The 16,583-nt window shown below is 63.0% G+C and carries 17 protein-coding genes; 6 read left to right on the forward strand and 11 right to left on the reverse strand.

Translation table 11 applies throughout. From position 1 onward, the window contains the following. Positions 1–176: 176 nt before the first annotated feature. On the forward strand, positions 177–644 hold the full coding sequence (locus IAE40_RS22870) for a nuclear transport factor 2 family protein (protein ID WP_200603919.1): 468 nt from the start codon (positions 177–179) through the stop codon (positions 642–644). An 8-nt stretch (positions 645–652) separates the two neighbouring features. On the opposite strand, the gene IAE40_RS22875 is transcribed toward IAE40_RS22870, so the two are convergent. Next, the gene (locus IAE40_RS22875) at positions 653–1,522 is read right to left on the reverse strand and encodes a hypothetical protein (RefSeq protein WP_200603920.1); all 870 of its coding nucleotides are present in this window, start codon (positions 1,520–1,522) and stop codon (positions 653–655) included. 36 nt (positions 1,523–1,558) lie between these two features. Here IAE40_RS22875 and IAE40_RS22880 point away from each other — a divergent pair, with 36 nt between their 5' ends. Continuing rightward, positions 1,559–1,897, forward strand: a complete 339-nt coding sequence (locus IAE40_RS22880) for a GIY-YIG nuclease family protein (RefSeq protein WP_054894361.1) — start codon at positions 1,559–1,561, stop codon at positions 1,895–1,897. On the opposite strand, the gene yejK is transcribed toward IAE40_RS22880, so the two are convergent. Continuing rightward, the gene (yejK, locus tag IAE40_RS22885) at positions 1,878–2,885 is read right to left on the reverse strand and encodes a nucleoid-associated protein YejK (RefSeq protein WP_063543191.1); all 1,008 of its coding nucleotides are present in this window, start codon (positions 2,883–2,885) and stop codon (positions 1,878–1,880) included. The two genes, IAE40_RS22880 and yejK, sit on opposite strands and share 20 nt — an antisense overlap. 85 nt (positions 2,886–2,970) lie before the next feature. Here yejK and IAE40_RS22890 point away from each other — a divergent pair, with 85 nt between their 5' ends. Both IAE40_RS22890 and IAE40_RS22895 read left to right on the forward strand, forming a co-directional pair. Then, positions 2,971–3,252, forward strand: a complete 282-nt coding sequence (locus IAE40_RS22890; RefSeq protein WP_151925722.1) for a hypothetical protein — start codon at positions 2,971–2,973, stop codon at positions 3,250–3,252. 23 nt (positions 3,253–3,275) lie between these two features. After that, on the forward strand, positions 3,276–3,557 hold the full coding sequence (locus tag IAE40_RS22895; protein ID WP_054894359.1) for an HU family DNA-binding protein: 282 nt from the start codon (positions 3,276–3,278) through the stop codon (positions 3,555–3,557). Between the two features lie 50 nt (positions 3,558–3,607). Here IAE40_RS22895 and rlmF read toward each other — a convergent pair whose 3' ends face one another. From rlmF to IAE40_RS22920, 5 genes are all read right to left on the reverse strand, one after another. Further along, positions 3,608–4,564 carry a 23S rRNA (adenine(1618)-N(6))-methyltransferase RlmF gene (gene rlmF, locus IAE40_RS22900; protein WP_063543193.1) on the reverse strand — a complete coding sequence of 319 codons (957 nt, stop codon included), beginning with the start codon at positions 4,562–4,564 and terminating at the stop codon, positions 3,608–3,610. 169 nt (positions 4,565–4,733) lie between these two features. Next, the gene (locus IAE40_RS22905; RefSeq protein WP_200603921.1) at positions 4,734–7,580 is read right to left on the reverse strand and encodes a valine--tRNA ligase; all 2,847 of its coding nucleotides are present in this window, start codon (positions 7,578–7,580) and stop codon (positions 4,734–4,736) included. A 232-nt stretch (positions 7,581–7,812) separates the two neighbouring features. After that, the gene (locus IAE40_RS22910) at positions 7,813–8,181 is read right to left on the reverse strand and encodes a DNA polymerase III subunit chi (RefSeq protein ID WP_065863236.1); all 369 of its coding nucleotides are present in this window, start codon (positions 8,179–8,181) and stop codon (positions 7,813–7,815) included. Positions 8,182–8,186: 5 nt separating this feature from the next. Further along, positions 8,187–8,615 (reverse strand): DNA polymerase III subunit chi, encoded by a 429-nt coding sequence (locus IAE40_RS22915; RefSeq protein ID WP_054895503.1) that lies wholly within the window; start codon positions 8,613–8,615, stop codon positions 8,187–8,189. Between the two features lie 137 nt (positions 8,616–8,752). Further along, positions 8,753–10,246: a leucyl aminopeptidase gene (locus IAE40_RS22920; protein ID WP_197892182.1), complete on the reverse strand. Its 1,494-nt coding sequence runs from the start codon at positions 10,244–10,246 to the stop codon at positions 8,753–8,755. A 354-nt stretch (positions 10,247–10,600) separates the two neighbouring features. On the opposite strand from IAE40_RS22920, the gene lptF reads away from it, so the two are divergent. Continuing rightward, entirely contained in the window at positions 10,601–11,716 is a 1,116-nt protein-coding gene (gene lptF, locus IAE40_RS22925) for an LPS export ABC transporter permease LptF (RefSeq protein ID WP_153772659.1), read from the forward strand. Next, complete coding sequence (gene lptG, locus IAE40_RS22930) at positions 11,709–12,770, forward strand: LPS export ABC transporter permease LptG (RefSeq protein WP_054895506.1); 1,062 nt, start codon at positions 11,709–11,711, stop codon at positions 12,768–12,770. Before lptF ends, lptG begins: the two co-directional genes overlap by 8 nt. 79 nt (positions 12,771–12,849) lie before the next feature. Here lptG and IAE40_RS22935 read toward each other — a convergent pair whose 3' ends face one another. From IAE40_RS22935 to IAE40_RS22950, 4 genes are all read right to left on the reverse strand, one after another. After that, complete coding sequence (locus IAE40_RS22935) at positions 12,850–13,338, reverse strand: RDD family protein (RefSeq protein ID WP_153772658.1); 489 nt, start codon at positions 13,336–13,338, stop codon at positions 12,850–12,852. 92 nt (positions 13,339–13,430) lie between these two features. Next, entirely contained in the window at positions 13,431–13,643 is a 213-nt protein-coding gene (locus tag IAE40_RS22940; RefSeq protein ID WP_046854299.1) for a cold-shock protein, read from the reverse strand. A 343-nt stretch (positions 13,644–13,986) separates the two neighbouring features. After that, positions 13,987–15,108, reverse strand: a complete 1,122-nt coding sequence (gcvT, locus tag IAE40_RS22945) for a glycine cleavage system aminomethyltransferase GcvT (protein WP_200603922.1) — start codon at positions 15,106–15,108, stop codon at positions 13,987–13,989. Positions 15,109–15,134: 26 nt separating this feature from the next. Continuing rightward, entirely contained in the window at positions 15,135–16,511 is a 1,377-nt protein-coding gene (locus IAE40_RS22950) for an L-serine ammonia-lyase (RefSeq protein ID WP_054895509.1), read from the reverse strand. Between the last annotated feature and the right edge of the window lie 72 nt (positions 16,512–16,583).

The raw sequence follows: 16,583 nt of genomic DNA on the forward strand, positions 1-16,583 counted from the left end.
GGCTGGGGGCGATCGTCTTCGGTCTGGGGGCCGGGCGGGCGCTGCATGTGCAGGTCGTCAGCGAGCGGGTGTGAAACCGGTGCGACGCTGGATGCATTCATGGCGCAAATGACCATGGCGCGAAGGCGGGGCGCGGATTATCGTGCAGCTTTCGATTCACTGGACGGACCTGCCCCATGAGTGACGCCAACAGCGCCCTGATCACCCGTTTTTATCAGGCCTTCCAGCGCCTGGACGCCGAGGCCATGGTGGCCTGCTACAGCGATGACATCGTTTTCAGCGATCCGGCCTTCGGTACCTTGCGCGGCCAGGACGTGGGTGACATGTGGCGGATGCTGACCACCCGCGCCAAGGACTTCTCCCTGACCTTCGATAGCGTGCACGCGGATGCACAGGGTGGTAGTGCCCATTGGGTCGCCACTTACCTGTTCAACCAGACCGGCCGTACCGTGGTCAATGATATCCAGGCTCGTTTCGTGTTCCGTGACGGTTTGATCTGTCAGCATGACGACAGTTTCGACCTGTGGCGTTGGTCGCGCCAAGCCCTTGGTACGCCCGGCCTGTTACTGGGGTGGAGCCCTCTGGTAAGAAACAAGGTCCGCCAGCAGGCCACCAAGGGCCTGCGGGCATTCCAGGCGCGCTGATCGCCTTTTCAGGACGTGGGAACCGCCTGTTCGTTACTGTGATAGCTGAACGTGGCCTTGTCATGGGCCTGCTGCGGCATGCGGATGCGGATGATCGGGATGTAGGCGCCGTAGGTCTCGTACCAGTCCTTCTGGTCCGCCTGTGCTTGCTCGAGCGCCCCCCACATGCCTTCGATGTGGAAGAACGACTGGATCGGCAGTCTGTGGGATTGGTCCTCTTCCCAGGCTTGAACGATGACTTCATTCCAAGGGAATGGTAGTTCGGAGGCGAACATTCGCTGTGCCGTCAGGCTCTGGTAGAAGGCGTCGGCCCGCTCGCTCTTGCGGACGTCACGGACATCGAATGCGCATTGGCGCTTGTAGTCCCCGGAGCGGCGGAACTCGTCGATCCAGGCCTGCGCGGTCGTGATGCCTTGCTCATGGCACAGGCGCTCGGTCGAGGTGGTTTGGCTGTTGTTGCCACAGCCTTGTTGTTCGCGAGTCCAGGTATCGCCATCGGTTGGCCAGGCGCACAGCACCTGATAGCTGATCGACCCTGCCGGGCGCTGCATGCGCGGGTACAGGGTAAAGCCGCTGCGGGCGTCGGCAGCCAGGCTTGTGATCGGCAGGTCGGTGCGCAGGTAGGAGAACGAGACGCCGCCTTTTTCCTTGTTGTTCGGGCTATGATGCCAGGTGTGATACTTGGGGGATGGTTTGGTCGCGCGGATCAGTACGCCCGAACAACCGTGGGCCGGAATGGCCGAACCCCCACAGTCAACCGGTGCAGCATCATAGTTTTCCTGCATCTGCGCAGCGGTTCGCTCGCCGAGCGACGCCTGGGCCAGGAATGGCGTTAGCAGCGCAGCTGTGGCTAGCAGCCGGGAACATTTTTTCAACATGGTAGAGCCCTTGATATGGATGGGCTCTCCAAACTAATGACACTCAGGATCCCTGTGGCGAGTGAAGATATTCCCGAACGGGAGGCCAAGCCCTGGTACGTGTACCTCGTGCGGGCGGCCAATGGCTCGCTGTATTGCGGCATCAGTGACGATCCGCAGCGACGCTTCCAGAAGCATCAGAAAGGGCAGGGCGCGCGATATTTCAAGACCAGCCCGGCGCAGGCATTGGTCTATGTCGAGCAGTGGCCGGACAAAGGCGAAGCCCTGCGTCAGGAGCGGCTGGTGAAAAAGCTGCGCAAATCGGCGAAGGAGGCGCTGGTCGCCTCCTTCGCGCAGGGTGGGGCGACGGTCGAACTCAGTCCTTGCGGCGCTTGAGCTGATCGATCAGTTGTGTCGGAAGGCCCTTGATCACCAGGGTTCCGGCTTCTTCGTCATACTCGATTTTCGAGCCCAGCAGGTGGGCCTCGAAGCTGATCGACAGACCCTCGGCACGTCCAGTGAAACGGCGGAACTGGTTCAGGGTGCGTTTGTCCGCAGGAATTTCCGGCGACAGGCCGTAGTCCTTGTTGCGGATGTGGTCGAAGAACGCCTTGGGGCGGTCTTCGTCGATCAGGCTCGACAGTTCCTCCAGGGTGATCGGCTCGCCCTGCTTGGTCTGGCTGGTGGCATAGTCAACCAGGGTCTGGGTCTTCTCGCGCGCCGCTTCCTCGGGCAGATCCTCGCTTTCGACGAAGTCGCTGAACGCCTTGAGCAGGGTTCGGGTTTCACCAGGGCCATCGACACCTTCCTGACAGCCGATGAAATCGCGGAAGTAGTCCGACACCTTCTTGCCGTTCTTACCCTTGATGAAGGAAATGTACTGCTTCGAGTGCTGATTGTTCTTCCACTCGGACAGGTTGATTCGAGCGGCCAGGTGCAGTTGCCCCAAGTCCAGGTGGCGCGACGGGGTGACGTCGAGTTCGGCGTTCACCGCCACACCTTCGCTGTGGTGCAGCAGGGCGATGACCAGGTACTCGGTCATGCCTTGCTGATAATGGGCGAACAGCACATGACCGCCTGTGGACAGGTTCGACTCTTCCATCAGCTTCTGCAGGTGCTCGACTGCGATGCGGCTGAAGGTGGTGAAGTCCTTTTCCTCTTCCTGATACTGCTTGAGCCAGCCACTGAGCGGGTAGGCGCCGGACTCTCCGTGGAAGAAGCCCCAGGCCTTGCCCTGTTTGGCGTTATAGCTGTCGTTGAGGTCGGCCAGGAGGTTCTCGATGGCGTCCGACGCCGCCAGTTCGGTGTCTCGCGCATGGAGCACGGCGGGGCTGCCGTCGGGCTTCTTGTCGATCAGGTGAACGATGCAATGACGGATTGGCATGGAATTCTCTGAAAGGATGGGCGGTGCGATACCGCGCTGCAAAGTGGCTCAGTTTACCGCAGGGCAGGGGTGATGCAGTGGCCAGATGTTGGCGGAAATGACAGTTGTTCGTTTTTTGTTCAAAAATCTGCGCTTTTCGGGCAAACCCCCGAAAAACCTCAATAAAATCACGGTCGACAGCGGATATTTCCTGGTTCCTGTGTTAGCTTTGCGCCGTCTTGCGCCCCTTGGGGTGGCGCATTGCTGGCAGCTCGCTTGCGTCGTGTCGAACCAAACGCTGATTTTCGTATCTACATACGCGATTGGCGAGGCTCGCCGGACCTTCCGTGCAGGCCCGATAACGATGAAGCACGCTGCATACCTCTGATTTGATAGGGAAGGAACACCACCATGGCATTGACCAAAGACCAACTGATTGCCGACATCGCCGAAGCCATCGACGCGCCGAAAACCACCGCGCGCAACGCTCTGGAGCAACTGGGCCAGATCGTCGCTGACCAACTGGAAAACGGCGCTGAAATCACCCTGCCAGGCATCGGCAAGCTGAAAGTCTCCGAGCGTCCTGCCCGCACTGGCCGTAACCCTTCGACTGGCGCTGCCATCGAAATCGCTGCCAAGAAAGTCGTCAAATTCGTACCAGCCAAGGTCCTGAACGACGCCATCAACAAGTAATTGTCGATGCTTCATTGAAACCGCGCCCGGCTTGTCCGGGCGCGGTTTTTTCACGCCTGCGCCTTGCCTCGCGCGGCATGCCAGGCGCTGCGCATGGCGTCGTCCTGGAAGCTCCAGGCCACCATGCGGCTCTGTTTCTGGCCCTGGCCCATCTCTACGACGCGCTGGGCTTTCACGCCCGCTTTCTTGAGCGCCGCTTCGATCCCCGGCAGGTTGCTGACCTTGGACACCAGGCTGGTGAACCACAGCACCCGCTCGCCATACTGCGCACTTTCGTTCACCAGTTGGGTGACGAAGCGGATCTCGCCCCCCTCGCACCACAGCTCGTTGTTCTGCCCGCCGAAGTTCAGCACTGGCAACTTGCGGGTGGGATCCTGCTTGCCCAGATTCTTCCATTTGCGCTGGCTGCCACGGGTGGCCTCCTCGCGCGAGCCGTGGAAGGGCGGGTTGCACAGGGTCAGGTCGAAGCGCTCGTCGTCCTGCAGCAGACCGCTGAGGATGTGCTTGCGGTTGGCCTGCTGGCGCAGGGTGATGGCCTTGTTCAGGCCATTGGCCTGGACGATCGCCTTGGCCGAGGCCAGCGCCGTGGCGTCGATATCCGAGCCGAGAAAGCGCCAGCGGTAGTCGCTATGGCCGAGCAGCGGGTAGATGCAGTTGGCGCCGACGCCGACGTCCAGCGCGCGCACCTGGGCGCCGCGTGGGACCTGCCCGCCGTTGTCTTCGGCCAGCAGGTCGGCGAGCACGTGGATGTAGTCGGCGCGTCCTGGGATCGGCGGGCACAGGTAGTCCGCGGGGATGTCCCAGTGCTGGATGCCGTACTGGGCCTTTAGCAAGGCACGGTTGAACACGCGCACGGCCTCGGGGTTGGCGAAGTCGATGCTGGGTTTGCCGTGGGGGTTGGTGATGGTGAACCGGGCCAGATCAGGATGGGCCTTGATCAGGCTGGGGAAGTCGTAGCGGCCCTGGTGGCGATTGCGCGGATGCAGGGTGGGTTTGTTCTGGGTCATGCTCGTGTCCGGTGTCGCTTGCACTGGCCAAAGGCCGCACGGCGGCCCATTTGCGGCCAAGGCCGCTCCCTCAGGATAGTGGGCTCCTTGAGGGCAGCCCATTCCTGTGGGAGCGGCCTTGGCCGCGAACGAGGGCGAAGCCCTCGCCGGTCAGTTCAGCAATGTCAGGTTACAGCGCTGCAATCCGCGCATGCTGCTCGGTGAAGTTGGCCAGGGCCTGTTCGGACTCGGCCAGCTTGGCGCGTTCCTTCTCGATCACCGCAGGCGGTGCCTTGTCGACGAAGGCGGCGTTGGACAGCTTGCCGCCGACACGCTGGACCTCACCCTGCAGGCGCTGGATTTCCTTGTTCAGGCGTGCAAGCTCGGCGTCCTTGTCGATCAGGCCGGCCATCGGTACCAGTACCTGCAGATCGCCTACCAGTGCGGTGGCCGACAGCGGCGCTTCGTCCTGCTCGCCGAGTACGGTGAAGGTCTCGACCTTGGCCAGCTTCTTGAGCAGCGCTTCGTTTTCCTGCAGGCGACGCTGGTCGTCGGCATTGGCGTTCTTCAGGAACAGCGGCAGGGGCTTGCCCGGGCCGATGTTCATCTCGGCGCGGATGTTGCGCAGGCCGACCATCAGCTCCTTGAGCCATTCGATGTCGCCTTCGGCGACGGCATCGATGCGGCTCTCATTGGCCACCGGCCAAGGCTGCAGCATGATGGTCTTGCCCTGGACGCCCGCCAGCGGCGCGATGCGCTGCCAGATTTCTTCGGTGATGAACGGCATGAACGGATGCGCCAGGCGCAGTACCACTTCCAGCACGCGGACCAGGGTACGGCGAGTACCGCGGGCGCGCTCGATGGGCGCATTCTCATCCCACAGTACCGGCTTGGACAGCTCCAGGTACCAGTCGCAGTACTGGTTCCAGACGAACTCGTACAGCGCCTGGCTGGCCAGGTCGAAGCGGAACTGCTCGAGCTGGCGGGTCACTTCCGCTTCGGTGCGTTGCAGTTGCGAGATGATCCAGCGATCGGCCAGCGACAGCTCGTAGGCCTCGCCGTTCTGGCCGCAGTCCTCGCCTTTGTCCAGCACGTAGCGAGCAGCGTTCCAGATCTTGTTGCAGAAGTTGCGGTAGCCTTCGACGCGGCCCATGTCGAACTTGATGTCACGGCCGGTGGAGGCCAGCGAGCAGAAGGTGAAGCGCAGGGCATCGGTGCCGTAGCTGGCGATACCCTCGGGGAATTCGGCCTTGGTCTGCTTGGCGATCTTCTCGGCGAGCTTGGGCTGCATCAGGCCGCTGGTACGTTTTTCCAGCAGCGCTTCGAGCGTGATGCCGTCGACGATGTCCAGCGGGTCGAGCACGTTGCCCTTGGACTTGGACATCTTCTGGCCTTGGCCATCGCGCACCAGGCCATGCACGTACACGGTCTTGAACGGGACCTGCGGGGTGCCATCCTCGTTCTTGATCAGGTGCATGGTCAGCATGATCATCCGGGCGACCCAGAAGAAGATGATGTCGAAGCCCGTGACCAGTACGTCGGTGGAGTGGAATTTCTTCAGGAACTCGGTCTGCTCCGGCCAGCCGAGCGTGGAGAAGGTCCACAGGCCCGAGCTGAACCAGGTGTCGAGCACGTCGTCGTCCTGGCGCAGGACCACATCGCTGCCCAGGCCGTGCTTGGTCCGCACTTCTTCCTCGTTGCGGCCGACATAGACCTGGCCGGCCTCGTCGTACCACGCCGGGATGCGGTGGCCCCACCACAGCTGGCGGCTGATGCACCAGTCCTGGATGTCGCGCATCCAGGAGAAGTACATGTTCTCGTACTGTTTCGGCACGAACTGGATGCGACCGTCTTCCACGGCGGCGATGGCTGGCTCGGCCAGCGGCTTGGTGGAGACGTACCACTGGTCGGTCAGCCACGGCTCGATGACGGTACCCGAGCGGTCGCCTTTCGGCACTTTCAGGGCGTGGTCATCGACGCTGACCAGCAGCCCCTGCGCATCCAGGTCGGCAACCATTTGCTTGCGCGCCACGAAGCGGTCGAGGCCGGCGTACTGCGCAGGCAGCGAGGTGTCGAGGTTTTCGTTGACGCTGCCATCGAGGTTGAAGGCCTGGACCGCGGCGAGCACGGTGGCGTTCTTGTCGAAGATGTTCAGCAGCGGCAGGTTGTGGCGCTTGCCGACTTCATAGTCGTTGAAGTCGTGGGCCGGGGTGATTTTCACGCAGCCGGTACCGAACTCGGGATCGCAGTAGTCGTCGGCGATGATCGGGATGCGGCGTCCGACCAGCGGCAGCTCGACGAACTTGCCGATCAGCGCCTGGTAGCGCTCGTCGGTCGGGTTGACGGCAACGGCGACGTCACCGAGCAGGGTTTCCGGGCGGGTGGTGGCGACGACCAGGTGGTCCTTGCCTTCGGCCGTGGTGGCGCCATCGGCCAGCGGGTAGCGCAGGTTCCACAGGTGGCCTTTCTCGTCGTGGTTTTCCACTTCGAGGTCGGAAATCGCGGTGTGCAGCTTGGTGTCCCAGTTGACCAGACGCTTGCCGCGGTAGATCAGGCCGTCCTCATGCAGGCGCACGAAGGCTTCCTTGACGGCTTCGGACAGGCCGTCATCCATGGTGAAGCGTTCGCGGCTCCAGTCGACCGACGAACCCAGGCGACGGATCTGGCGGCTGATGTTGCCACCGGACTGATCCTTCCACTCCCAGACCTTCTCCAGGAACTTTTCGCGGCCCAGGTCGTGGCGGTTCTGGCCTTTCGCCTCGAGCTGGCGCTCCACCAGCATCTGCGTGGCGATGCCGGCGTGGTCGGTGCCCGGCTGCCACAGGGTGTCGCGCCCCTGCATGCGGCGGAAGCGGATCAGGGCGTCCATGATCGCGTTGTTGAACCCATGACCCATGTGCAGGCTGCCGGTCACGTTCGGCGGTGGGATCATGATGGTGTAGGACTCGCCTGCACCTTGCGGGGCGAAATAGTTCTCGGACTCCCAGGTGTTGTACCAGGAAGTTTCGATGGCGTGCGGCTGGTAGGTCTTATCCATGCGCGGCGGGACCCTTAGGCATAAATACGGAAAAGCCGAAGAGTATAACGGAGCCGGGAGTTTCAGGCGACAAGCTGCGAGCGTTGTGCATGCCTTGCGGACGAGGTGCGGCCTTCGCGGGTAAACCCGCTCCCACAGGTTTTCCACTGCCCCGCGAGCGGCGCCGTGCCTGTGGGAGCGGCGGTTCGCCGCTGCGATTTACCCGCGAAGGCCGCACCGTGAATGTTCGTGTTTACTCGGAACGCTTGATCAACCGTTCCATCCGCGCTTCGAGGCGACGCTTGACCTCGGTCTCGATGTGCGGAACGAAGTCGTTGATCACATCCTGCATGATCGATTGCGCCGCAGCGCGCAGTTCGGTGTCCAGGTGCAGCAGGGTGTCCTGGCGGCGAGTCTGGGCATCTTCTTCCGGCGCGCTGGCCTGGGCAGGTTCGACGGCGGTTGTCGCGTTGCCGGCCGGCTCATCGAGCAGCAGGGGAATCTGCTCGACCGTTTCGGTCAGCAGCGGCGGCTGCAGGTCGGCGTCGCCAAGCAACTGGCGGATCGACTCGAGATCGTCGAGCAGGTGGGCGGATTGTGTCAGTGAGGAGGGTTTGTCCATCGTCGTCAAAGTCGCTGTAAGCGGTGGTCTTGCAGAGCATAGCCCTGTTCGCGGTAGAAACGGAATCGCTCGCGGGCCAACTGGCGAATGGACGCCTCCTCGACAACGATCTCTGCGACCCGCTCGAACTGGCCGACGAACCCTGGCACATCACCGCCCAGGTTGATCAGCAGGTCGCGGTGCTCGCCAGCAGTGTCGCCCAGACCCAATGCGACCCTGGCATCGGCGTGTTGCTCGGCCAGGTCATGGGGCACGAAAGCCTCGCCCTTGAAGTGCCACAGGCGTTCATCCAGGGCGTTTCGCTGTTCGTCGTCCTGGCAATGCAGGTAGACCCGGTGGCCGAGGCGCCAGGCCTTTTCGCACAGCTTGCAGGCGAAATCCAGCCGCGCCGACAGCGAGTCGGTGGGCAGGATGTAGAAATCGACTTTGCTCATGGTCAGGTACGTTGAGCTTGGAGGTGGAGGGGCCGTGACGGCCCTGTCGAGGGGCGAGCCCGCTCCCACAGGTTCGATGCAGTGCTGATCTGTGGGAGCGGGATTGCCCGCGACAGGGCCGCCATGGTCTTACGCCATCAGACGCCCGCGCGATCCAGCAGGTACTGGGTCAGCAGCGGAACAGGACGGCCGGTGGCACCCTTGTCCTTGCCACCGCTGACCCATGCGGTACCGGCGATGTCCAGGTGGGCCCAGCTGTAGTTCTTGGTGAAGCGCGACAGGAAGCAGCCCGCGGTGATGGTGCCGGCTTTAGGGCCGCCGATGTTGGCGATGTCGGCGAACGGGCTGTCCAGTTGTTCCTGGTACTCGTCGAACAGCGGCAGTTGCCAGGCGCGGTCGTCGGCACGCTTGCCAGCGTCGAGCAACTGGCCGACCAGGTCGTCGCTGTTGCCCATCAGGCCCGAAGTGTGGCTGCCCAGGGCGACGATGCAGGCGCCGGTGAGGGTGGCGATGTCGATCACCGCCTGCGGTTTGAAGCGCTCGGCATAGGTCAGCGTGTCGCACAGCACCAGGCGGCCTTCGGCGTCGGTGTTGAGGATCTCGACGGTCTGCCCGCTCATGGTGGTGACGATGTCGCCCGGGCGGGTTGCGCCGCCGCTGGGCATGTTCTCGGCGCAGGCCAGCAGGCACACCAGGTTGATCGGCAACTGCAGCTCGAGCACTGCACGCAGGGTGCCGAACACGCTGGCGGCGCCGCCCATGTCGTACTTCATTTCATCCATGCCGGCACCGGGTTTGAGGCTGATGCCGCCGGTATCGAAGGTGATGCCCTTGCCGACCAGCACGAACGGCTTGTCGGTCTTCTTGGCACCTTGGTATTGCATGACGATCAGGCGTGGCGGCTGATCGCTGCCCTGGCCTACGGCGTAGAACGCGCCCATGCCCAGGTCCTTGATCTTCTTCTCGTCGAGCACTTCGACCTTGAGGCCCTTGTGCGCCTTGCCCAGTTCCTTGGCCTGCTCGGCGAGGAAGCTCGGGTGGCAGACGTTTGGCGGCAGGTTGCCCAGGTCGCGGGTCAGGCTCATGCCGGTGGTGATGGCGGTGGCATGCTTGACCGCACGCTCGACGTCAGCCTGGCCGGCTTTGTCGGCGAGCAGGGTGACTTTCTTCAGGGCGCGCGGTTCGGCCTTCTGGCTCTTGAAACGGTCGAACACGTAGCTGCCGTCGAGCAGGGTTTCGGCCAGCAGGCGATATTTGCCGTAATGACCGTCGCGGTTGGCCACGGCGATGTCGTCCAGGGCCAGCACGGCGTCACCGCCTGCCAGGTTGCGCAGCACCCCGGCAACGCTGGCGATCAGCTTGCGCCAGGCACGATCGCCCAGGGCTTCATCCTTGCCGCTGCCAACCAGCAGCACGCGCTCGGCCTTGAGGCCCGGCAGGCTCTGCAGCAGCAGGGTCTGGCCCGGCTTGCCGGCCAGGTCGCCGCGCTTGAGGATGGCGCTGATGGCGCCATCGGTCGCCTGATCAACGGCCTTGGCCACGGTGCCAAGCTTGCGGCCTTCGCCGACCGGCACGACCAGGGTGGCGGTTTTCACGGATGCTGCGGCTACGGTCTTTACAACCAGTTCCATGTCAGGGTCCCCGAATGATCTCTGTTGTTGGCCACTGCCGCAGGGTGAGTGCGACAGGCCTGGCCGCGTGCTTGCGTGCCAGTTGAAAAGCGGCCAGTTTGAGCCTGCCGCCGCCTTGCTGACAACCCCGGTCTATGCTTTTGCAGGGCAGCGCCTGCTTCAATGGCGGGGCTTTGTCGCACTTTTACGGTCATGACGTCCGCTGTCATGCGCCGCCAAGTGACAGGCGCGCCCAATCACAGGATAATGCGCGCACTTTTACATGGAGGTTCGCTTGAGGCGAACCGGCATAGGTCTTGGCTTTACTCAGTCATTGTCTGGCAATCCGCCCCTGACAACCCAGGAGTGTCTGGTTTGATCGTCTTTCGTTATCTGTCCCGCGAGGTCCTGGTGACCTTGAGCGCCGTCAGCGCAGTGCTGTTGGTGATCATCATGAGCGGGCGCTTCATCAAATACCTGGCCCAGGCGGCCCAGGGTGCGCTCGACCCGGGCGTGCTGTTCCTGATCATGGGCTTCCGCCTGCCGGGCTTCCTGCAACTGATCCTGCCGCTGGGCCTGTTCCTCGGTATCCTGCTGGCCTACGGGCGCCTGTATCTCGAAAGCGAGATGACCGTGCTCTCGGCCACCGGCATGAGTCAGCAGCGTCTGCTGACGCTGACGCTGGCGCCGGCTGCGCTGGTTGCGCTGGTGGTTGCCTGGCTGAGCTTGAGCCTGGCCCCCCAAGGTGTGGCCCAGGTGCAGAAGATCATCGCCCAGCAGGATGCCCTGACCGAGTTCGATACGCTCGTGCCGGGTCGTTTCCAGACCCTGCGTGACGGCACGCGCGTCACCTACACCGAGCAGATGTCCGACGACCGCGTCAATCTGGGCGGGGTGTTCATTTCCGAGAAGCGCTTCAACCAGGACAAGACCAAGGACCGCGCACCGTCGGTGCTGGTGGCGGAAAAAGGCCATCAGGAGGTGCAGCCTGATGGCAACCGCTACCTGATCCTGGAAAACGGTTACCGTTACGACGGCAACCCCGGCCAGGCCGACTATCGGGCGATCAAGTACGACACCTACGGTGTGCTGCTGCCCAAGCCTGAGGTCAGCGAGGAAGTCACCGAGCGTGAAGCCATCCCGACCACCGACCTGTTCGGGCATGACGGCCTGCGTGAGCGCGCCGAACTGCAATGGCGCCTGTCGCTGCCGCTGCTGGTATTCATCGTGACCCTGCTGGCCGTGCCGCTGGCCAAGGTCAACCCGCGCCAGGGCCGCTTCCTCAAGTTGCTGCCGGCGATCCTCCTGTACATGGCCTACCTGACGATGCTGATTTCCGTTCGCGGCGCCCTCGAGAAGGGCAAGTTGCCGATCTCCCTGGGCATCTGGTGGGTGCACGCGTTGTTCCTGCTCATCGGCCTGGCGCTGATGTACTGGGAGCCGCTGCGCCTGAAGATGGCCGCGCGCCGTGCGGGGGTGGCCCATGGTTAAGATCGACCGCTATATCGGCCAGAGCGTACTGCTGGCCATCCTGGCCGTGCTGGGGATCATCCTCGGCCTGGCCTCGCTGTTCGCCTTCATCGACGAGATGGGCGATTTGAGCGATACCTATACCCTGCTCGACGCCGGCAGCTACGTGCTGCTCACCGCGCCGCGTCGGCTGTATGACATGCTGCCGATGGCTGCGCTGATCGGCTGCCTGATCGGCCTGGGCAGCCTGGCCAGCAGCAGCGAGCTGACCATCATGCGTGCTGCGGGCGTGTCCATCGGTCGTATCGTCTGGGCGGTGATGAAGCCGATGCTGGTGCTGATGCTGGTCGGTCTGCTGATTGGCGAATACGTCGCACCGGTCACCGAGAACAAGGCCCAGGCCGAGCGCTCGCTGGCGCAGGGCGGTGGTGAGGCGCAAAGCTCCAAGCGCGGCATGTGGCACCGCCAGGGCGAAGAGTTCGTGCACATCAACTCGGTACAGCCCAACGGCTTGCTGCTCGGTGTGACCCGCTACCGTTTCGACGAACAACGCAAGATCGTCGCTTCCAGCTTCGCCCGTCGCGCGCTGTACCAGGATCAGCGCTGGGTGCTGCACGACGTCAGCACCACGTTCTTCCGTGGCGACCACACCGAAGTGGTGCAGGCACCGGAAGAAATCTGGGACGTGTCGGTGACGCCGGAATTGCTCAATACCGTGGTGCTGCCTCCCGAGTCGTTGTCGATCACCGGGTTGTGGGAATACATCCACTACCTGGCCGACCAGGGCCTGAACAACGCCCGTTACTGGCTGGCGTTCTGGACCAAGATCCTGCAACCCGCGGTGACCGCTGCACTGGTCCTGATGGCGATTTCCTTCATCTTCGGTCCGCTGCGCTCGGTGACCCTGGGTCAGCGCGTGTTTACCGGCGTGCTGGTGGGCTTCGTGTTCCGCATCGCCCAGGACCTGCTGGGGCCGTCAAGCCAGGTGTTCGGCTTCCCGCCGCTGTTGGCGGTGGTGATTCCAGCCGGGATCTGCGCACTGGCCGGTGTGTGGTTGTTGCGTCGGGCAGGGTGATGAGCCAGGCGTGAATGAGAAAGCCGACCCCAGGGTCGGCTTTTTTGTGGCTCGAAGTTGGCTTTATCGCAGCCCAGGGTCATTTCTTCTGCTTCGGAATCCGCACCAACTGGGTTTCCGAGTAGATGTCATGCCAGCTGCGCTTGCGCTTGTCGATCAACGACCAGATGAACCCCAGCCCCAGGCACAACCACGAAGCAATAGACACCACGAAGCGCAACAGCGCCTGCCACAAACTGATCGCGCTGCCGTCGGCATTCTGTACACGCACGCCCCACACCTGCATGCCCAGGGTCTGGCCGCCGTGGGTCCAGAACTTGGCAAAGAAGCCGAACAGGGCAAACAACAGGACGGTGGACAACAGCGGATCGCCATCGAGCGCGCCGGCGTCGGTCAGCTCACGCATGCGAGCCTCGCCGATGATCGACATCTGCACCAACTTGTAGAGACCTGCCGTGACGATCAGCAGGGCGGTGCACAGGAGGAAGTCATAGAACATTGCCGCCAGACGGCGCCCCAGGCCTGCGGGCGGGAAATCGCCCTGGGGGGTGAGAGAACGCTTGGACATGCAGGAGGGCTCCGGGTGGAAAGTCCTCATTCTATGAAATTGCAGGCACAAAAAAGCCCCTGCGCGTCAACGCAGGGGCTTTTTCACAGAAATCAGCCTTCTGCTTGTACTTCGTCAGCCTGCATGCCTTTCTGGCCCTGCACTGCAACGAAGGTGACTTTCTGGCCTTCTTTCAGGCTCTTGAAGCCGTTGCCTTGGATGGCACGGAAGTGAACGAACAGATCCGGACCGCTCTCTGGGGTGATGAAGCCGTAACCTTTCTCGTCATTGAACCACTTGACGGTACCGTTCTGACGCTCAGCCATTTTCTTATTTCCTATGAATCTTTAGATAGTGATTTCAGTTTCTTTCGCATCACAGGCGAAAGAGTACTGGGCTGGGTTGCAGGAAAGTAAGAGACGTCGAACGGGTTGTAGCAAATTGCGGCTACTGGCCCAGGTCACGAACTGTTGCGACCCATGCAAACACAGTGAGAAGACTCTACGCCAACTCCAGCGACAAAAACAAGCCCCGCACGGTGCAGGGATCAAGGCTTTTGCCGATTACCGACAAAATTGTCGGAAACGGCATGGCGCCTGGCCTGGCGCCATGTTCAAAAGTTATTGCGCAGGTTCGTAATCGAATAAGCGCGCTGTTGTGAGATTGCTTTCAACCTCGGTAGTAACGTTGCGCCACGAAAGGCATTTTGCTGACTTTCAGGGCAACTTGTTTGCCGCGCACGACCGCAAACAACGGCGTTTCCAGCGCGGCATGTTCGTTATCGACATACCCCATTGCCACGGGTGCGCCGAGGGTCGGGCCGAAACCACCGCTGCACACCTTGCCGACCGGCGTGCCGTGCGCATCGACAATCTCGGCGCCCTCGCGAACCGGCGTGCGTTCCTGTGGCAGCAGGCCCACGCGTTTGCGGCTCACGCCCTGCTGCTGTTGGGCAAATACGCGGGTGGCGCCCGGGAAACCACCGGCCCGTGCTCCGTCGGCGCGACGAACCTTGGAGATCGCCCACAACAGGCTGGCCTCGATCGGCGTAGTCTCGGTGTCCATGTCGTGGCCGTACAGGCACAGGCCGGCTTCCAGGCGCAGCGAGTCGCGGGCACCCAGGCCGATTGGCTGCACCTCAGGCTCGGCCAGCAGGCGTCGCGCCAGAGCTTCGGCAGCAGTGGCCGGTACCGAGATTTCGTAACCGTCCTCGCCGGTGTAGCCCGAGCGGCTGACGAAGCAGTCCTCACCCTGCAACTGCAACGGGCGGAACTGCATGAAGGTCATGCCGGCCACTTCCGGCGCCAGGCGTTCCAGCACCTTGACCGCAGCCGGGCCCTGCAAGGCGAGCAGGGCGCGCTCCTCGAACAAAGGCTGGATCTCGCAGCGCTGGCCGATGTGCTTTTGCAGGTGAGCCAGGTCCTGATCCTTGCAGGCGGCATTGACCACCAGGAACAGTGTGTCGTCGCCCAGGTTGGCCACCATCAGGTCGTCGAGGATGCCTCCTTGCTCATTGGTGAACATGGCGTAGCGCTGCATGCCCACCGGCAGGTCGATGATGTCTACTGGCACCAGGCTTTCCAAAGCCTTGGCCGCGTCGCTGCCACGCAGCACGATCTGGCCCATGTGCGACACATCGAACAGACCGGCCTGCTCGCGGGTATGCAGGTGTTCCTTGAGCACACCCAGCGGATACTGCACGGGCATGTCGAAGCCTGCGAACGGCACCATGCGCGCGCCCAGCTCCAGGTGAAGGGCGTGCAGCGGGGTCTTGAGCAACGTATCGGACATCGGTAACTCCTTGGTTTTTGTTCGGGTCAACATTCGATGATGTTGACGGCCAGACCGCCGCGGGCGGTCTCCTTGTACTTGCTTTTCATGTCGGCGCCGGTCTGGCGCATGGTGCGGATGACCTTGTCGAGCGAGACGAAGTGCTGCCCGTCACCGCGCAGGGCCATGCGCACCGCATTGATCGCCTTGACCGAGCCCATGGCGTTGCGCTCGATGCAGGGCACCTGGACCAGCCCACCGATCGGGTCGCAGGTCAGGCCCAGGTTGTGTTCCATGCCGATCTCGGCGGCGTTCTCCACCTGTTGCGGGGTGCCGCCCATGACTTCGCAGAGGGCGCCCGCCGCCATCGAGCAGGCCACCCCCACTTCGCCCTGGCAGCCGACCTCGGCGCCGGAAATCGAGGCGTTCTCCTTGTAGAGGATGCCGATGGCGGCCGCGGTGAGCAGAAAACGCACCACGCCGTCTTCGCTGGCGCCGGGAACGAAACGCATGTAGTAGTGCAGCACCGCCGGGACGATACCCGCCGCGCCGTTGGTCGGTGCGGTGACGACGCGTCCGCCATAGGCGTTTTCCTCGTTGACCGCCAAGGCGTAGAGGTTGACCCAATCGAGTACCGACAGCGCATCGCGCAGGCTGGCTTCCGGGTGTCGGCTGAGCTGGCGGTGCAAGGCAGGGGCGCGGCGCTTGACCTTGAGGCCGCCCGGCAGGATGCCCTCATGGCGACAGCCCGCTTCGACGCAATCCTGCATGACCTGCCAGATGCGCAGCAGGCCGGCTCGGGTTTCCTGTTCGGGGCGCCAGGCGGCTTCGTTGGCGAGCATCACCTGGCTGAACGACAGGTGCTGCTCGACGCAATGGCCGAGCAGTTGCCTGGCCGTCGTGAAGGGGTAGGGCAGGGCGGTGTTGTCTTCGACGATGCGGTCCTGGCCGGCTGCGTCCTGGTCGACGACGAAGCCGCCGCCTACCGAGTAGTACTCGCGGCTGCGAATCTGCAGCCCGGCAGCATCGAAGGCACGAAAAATCATGCCATTGGGGTGGTAGTCAAGTGGCTTGCGGATCATCGCCAGGTGCTGTTTCTCGACGAAGTCGATCCGGTGTTCGCCAAGCAGGTGCAGGTGGCCGCTGGCGCGGATTGCCTGCAGGCGTTCGGGGATGGATTCGGTGTCGACGGTGTCGGGGTGTTCCCCCTCGAGCCCCAGGAGCACAGCCTTGTCGCTGCCGTGACCCTTGCCGGTCGCACCGAGCGAGCCGTAGAGCTCGGCCTTGACGCTGGCCGTGCTGGCCAGCAGGCCATCGCGGCGCAAGCCCTCGGCGAAGCGCGCGGCGGCACGCATCGGGCCGACCGTGTGCGAACTGGAGGGGCCGATGCCGATCTTGAACAGGTCGAAGACGCTGAGTGACATGCTGACCTCCTGCCAAGTTCGGCGGGTTGATGAGGAGAGCCTGTGGGAGCGGGTTTACCCGCGAATGCGGCG

It is taken from the genome of Pseudomonas sp. S44, from assembly GCF_016624805.1.
Lineage (GTDB): Bacteria > Pseudomonadota > Gammaproteobacteria > Pseudomonadales > Pseudomonadaceae > Aquipseudomonas > Aquipseudomonas machongensis.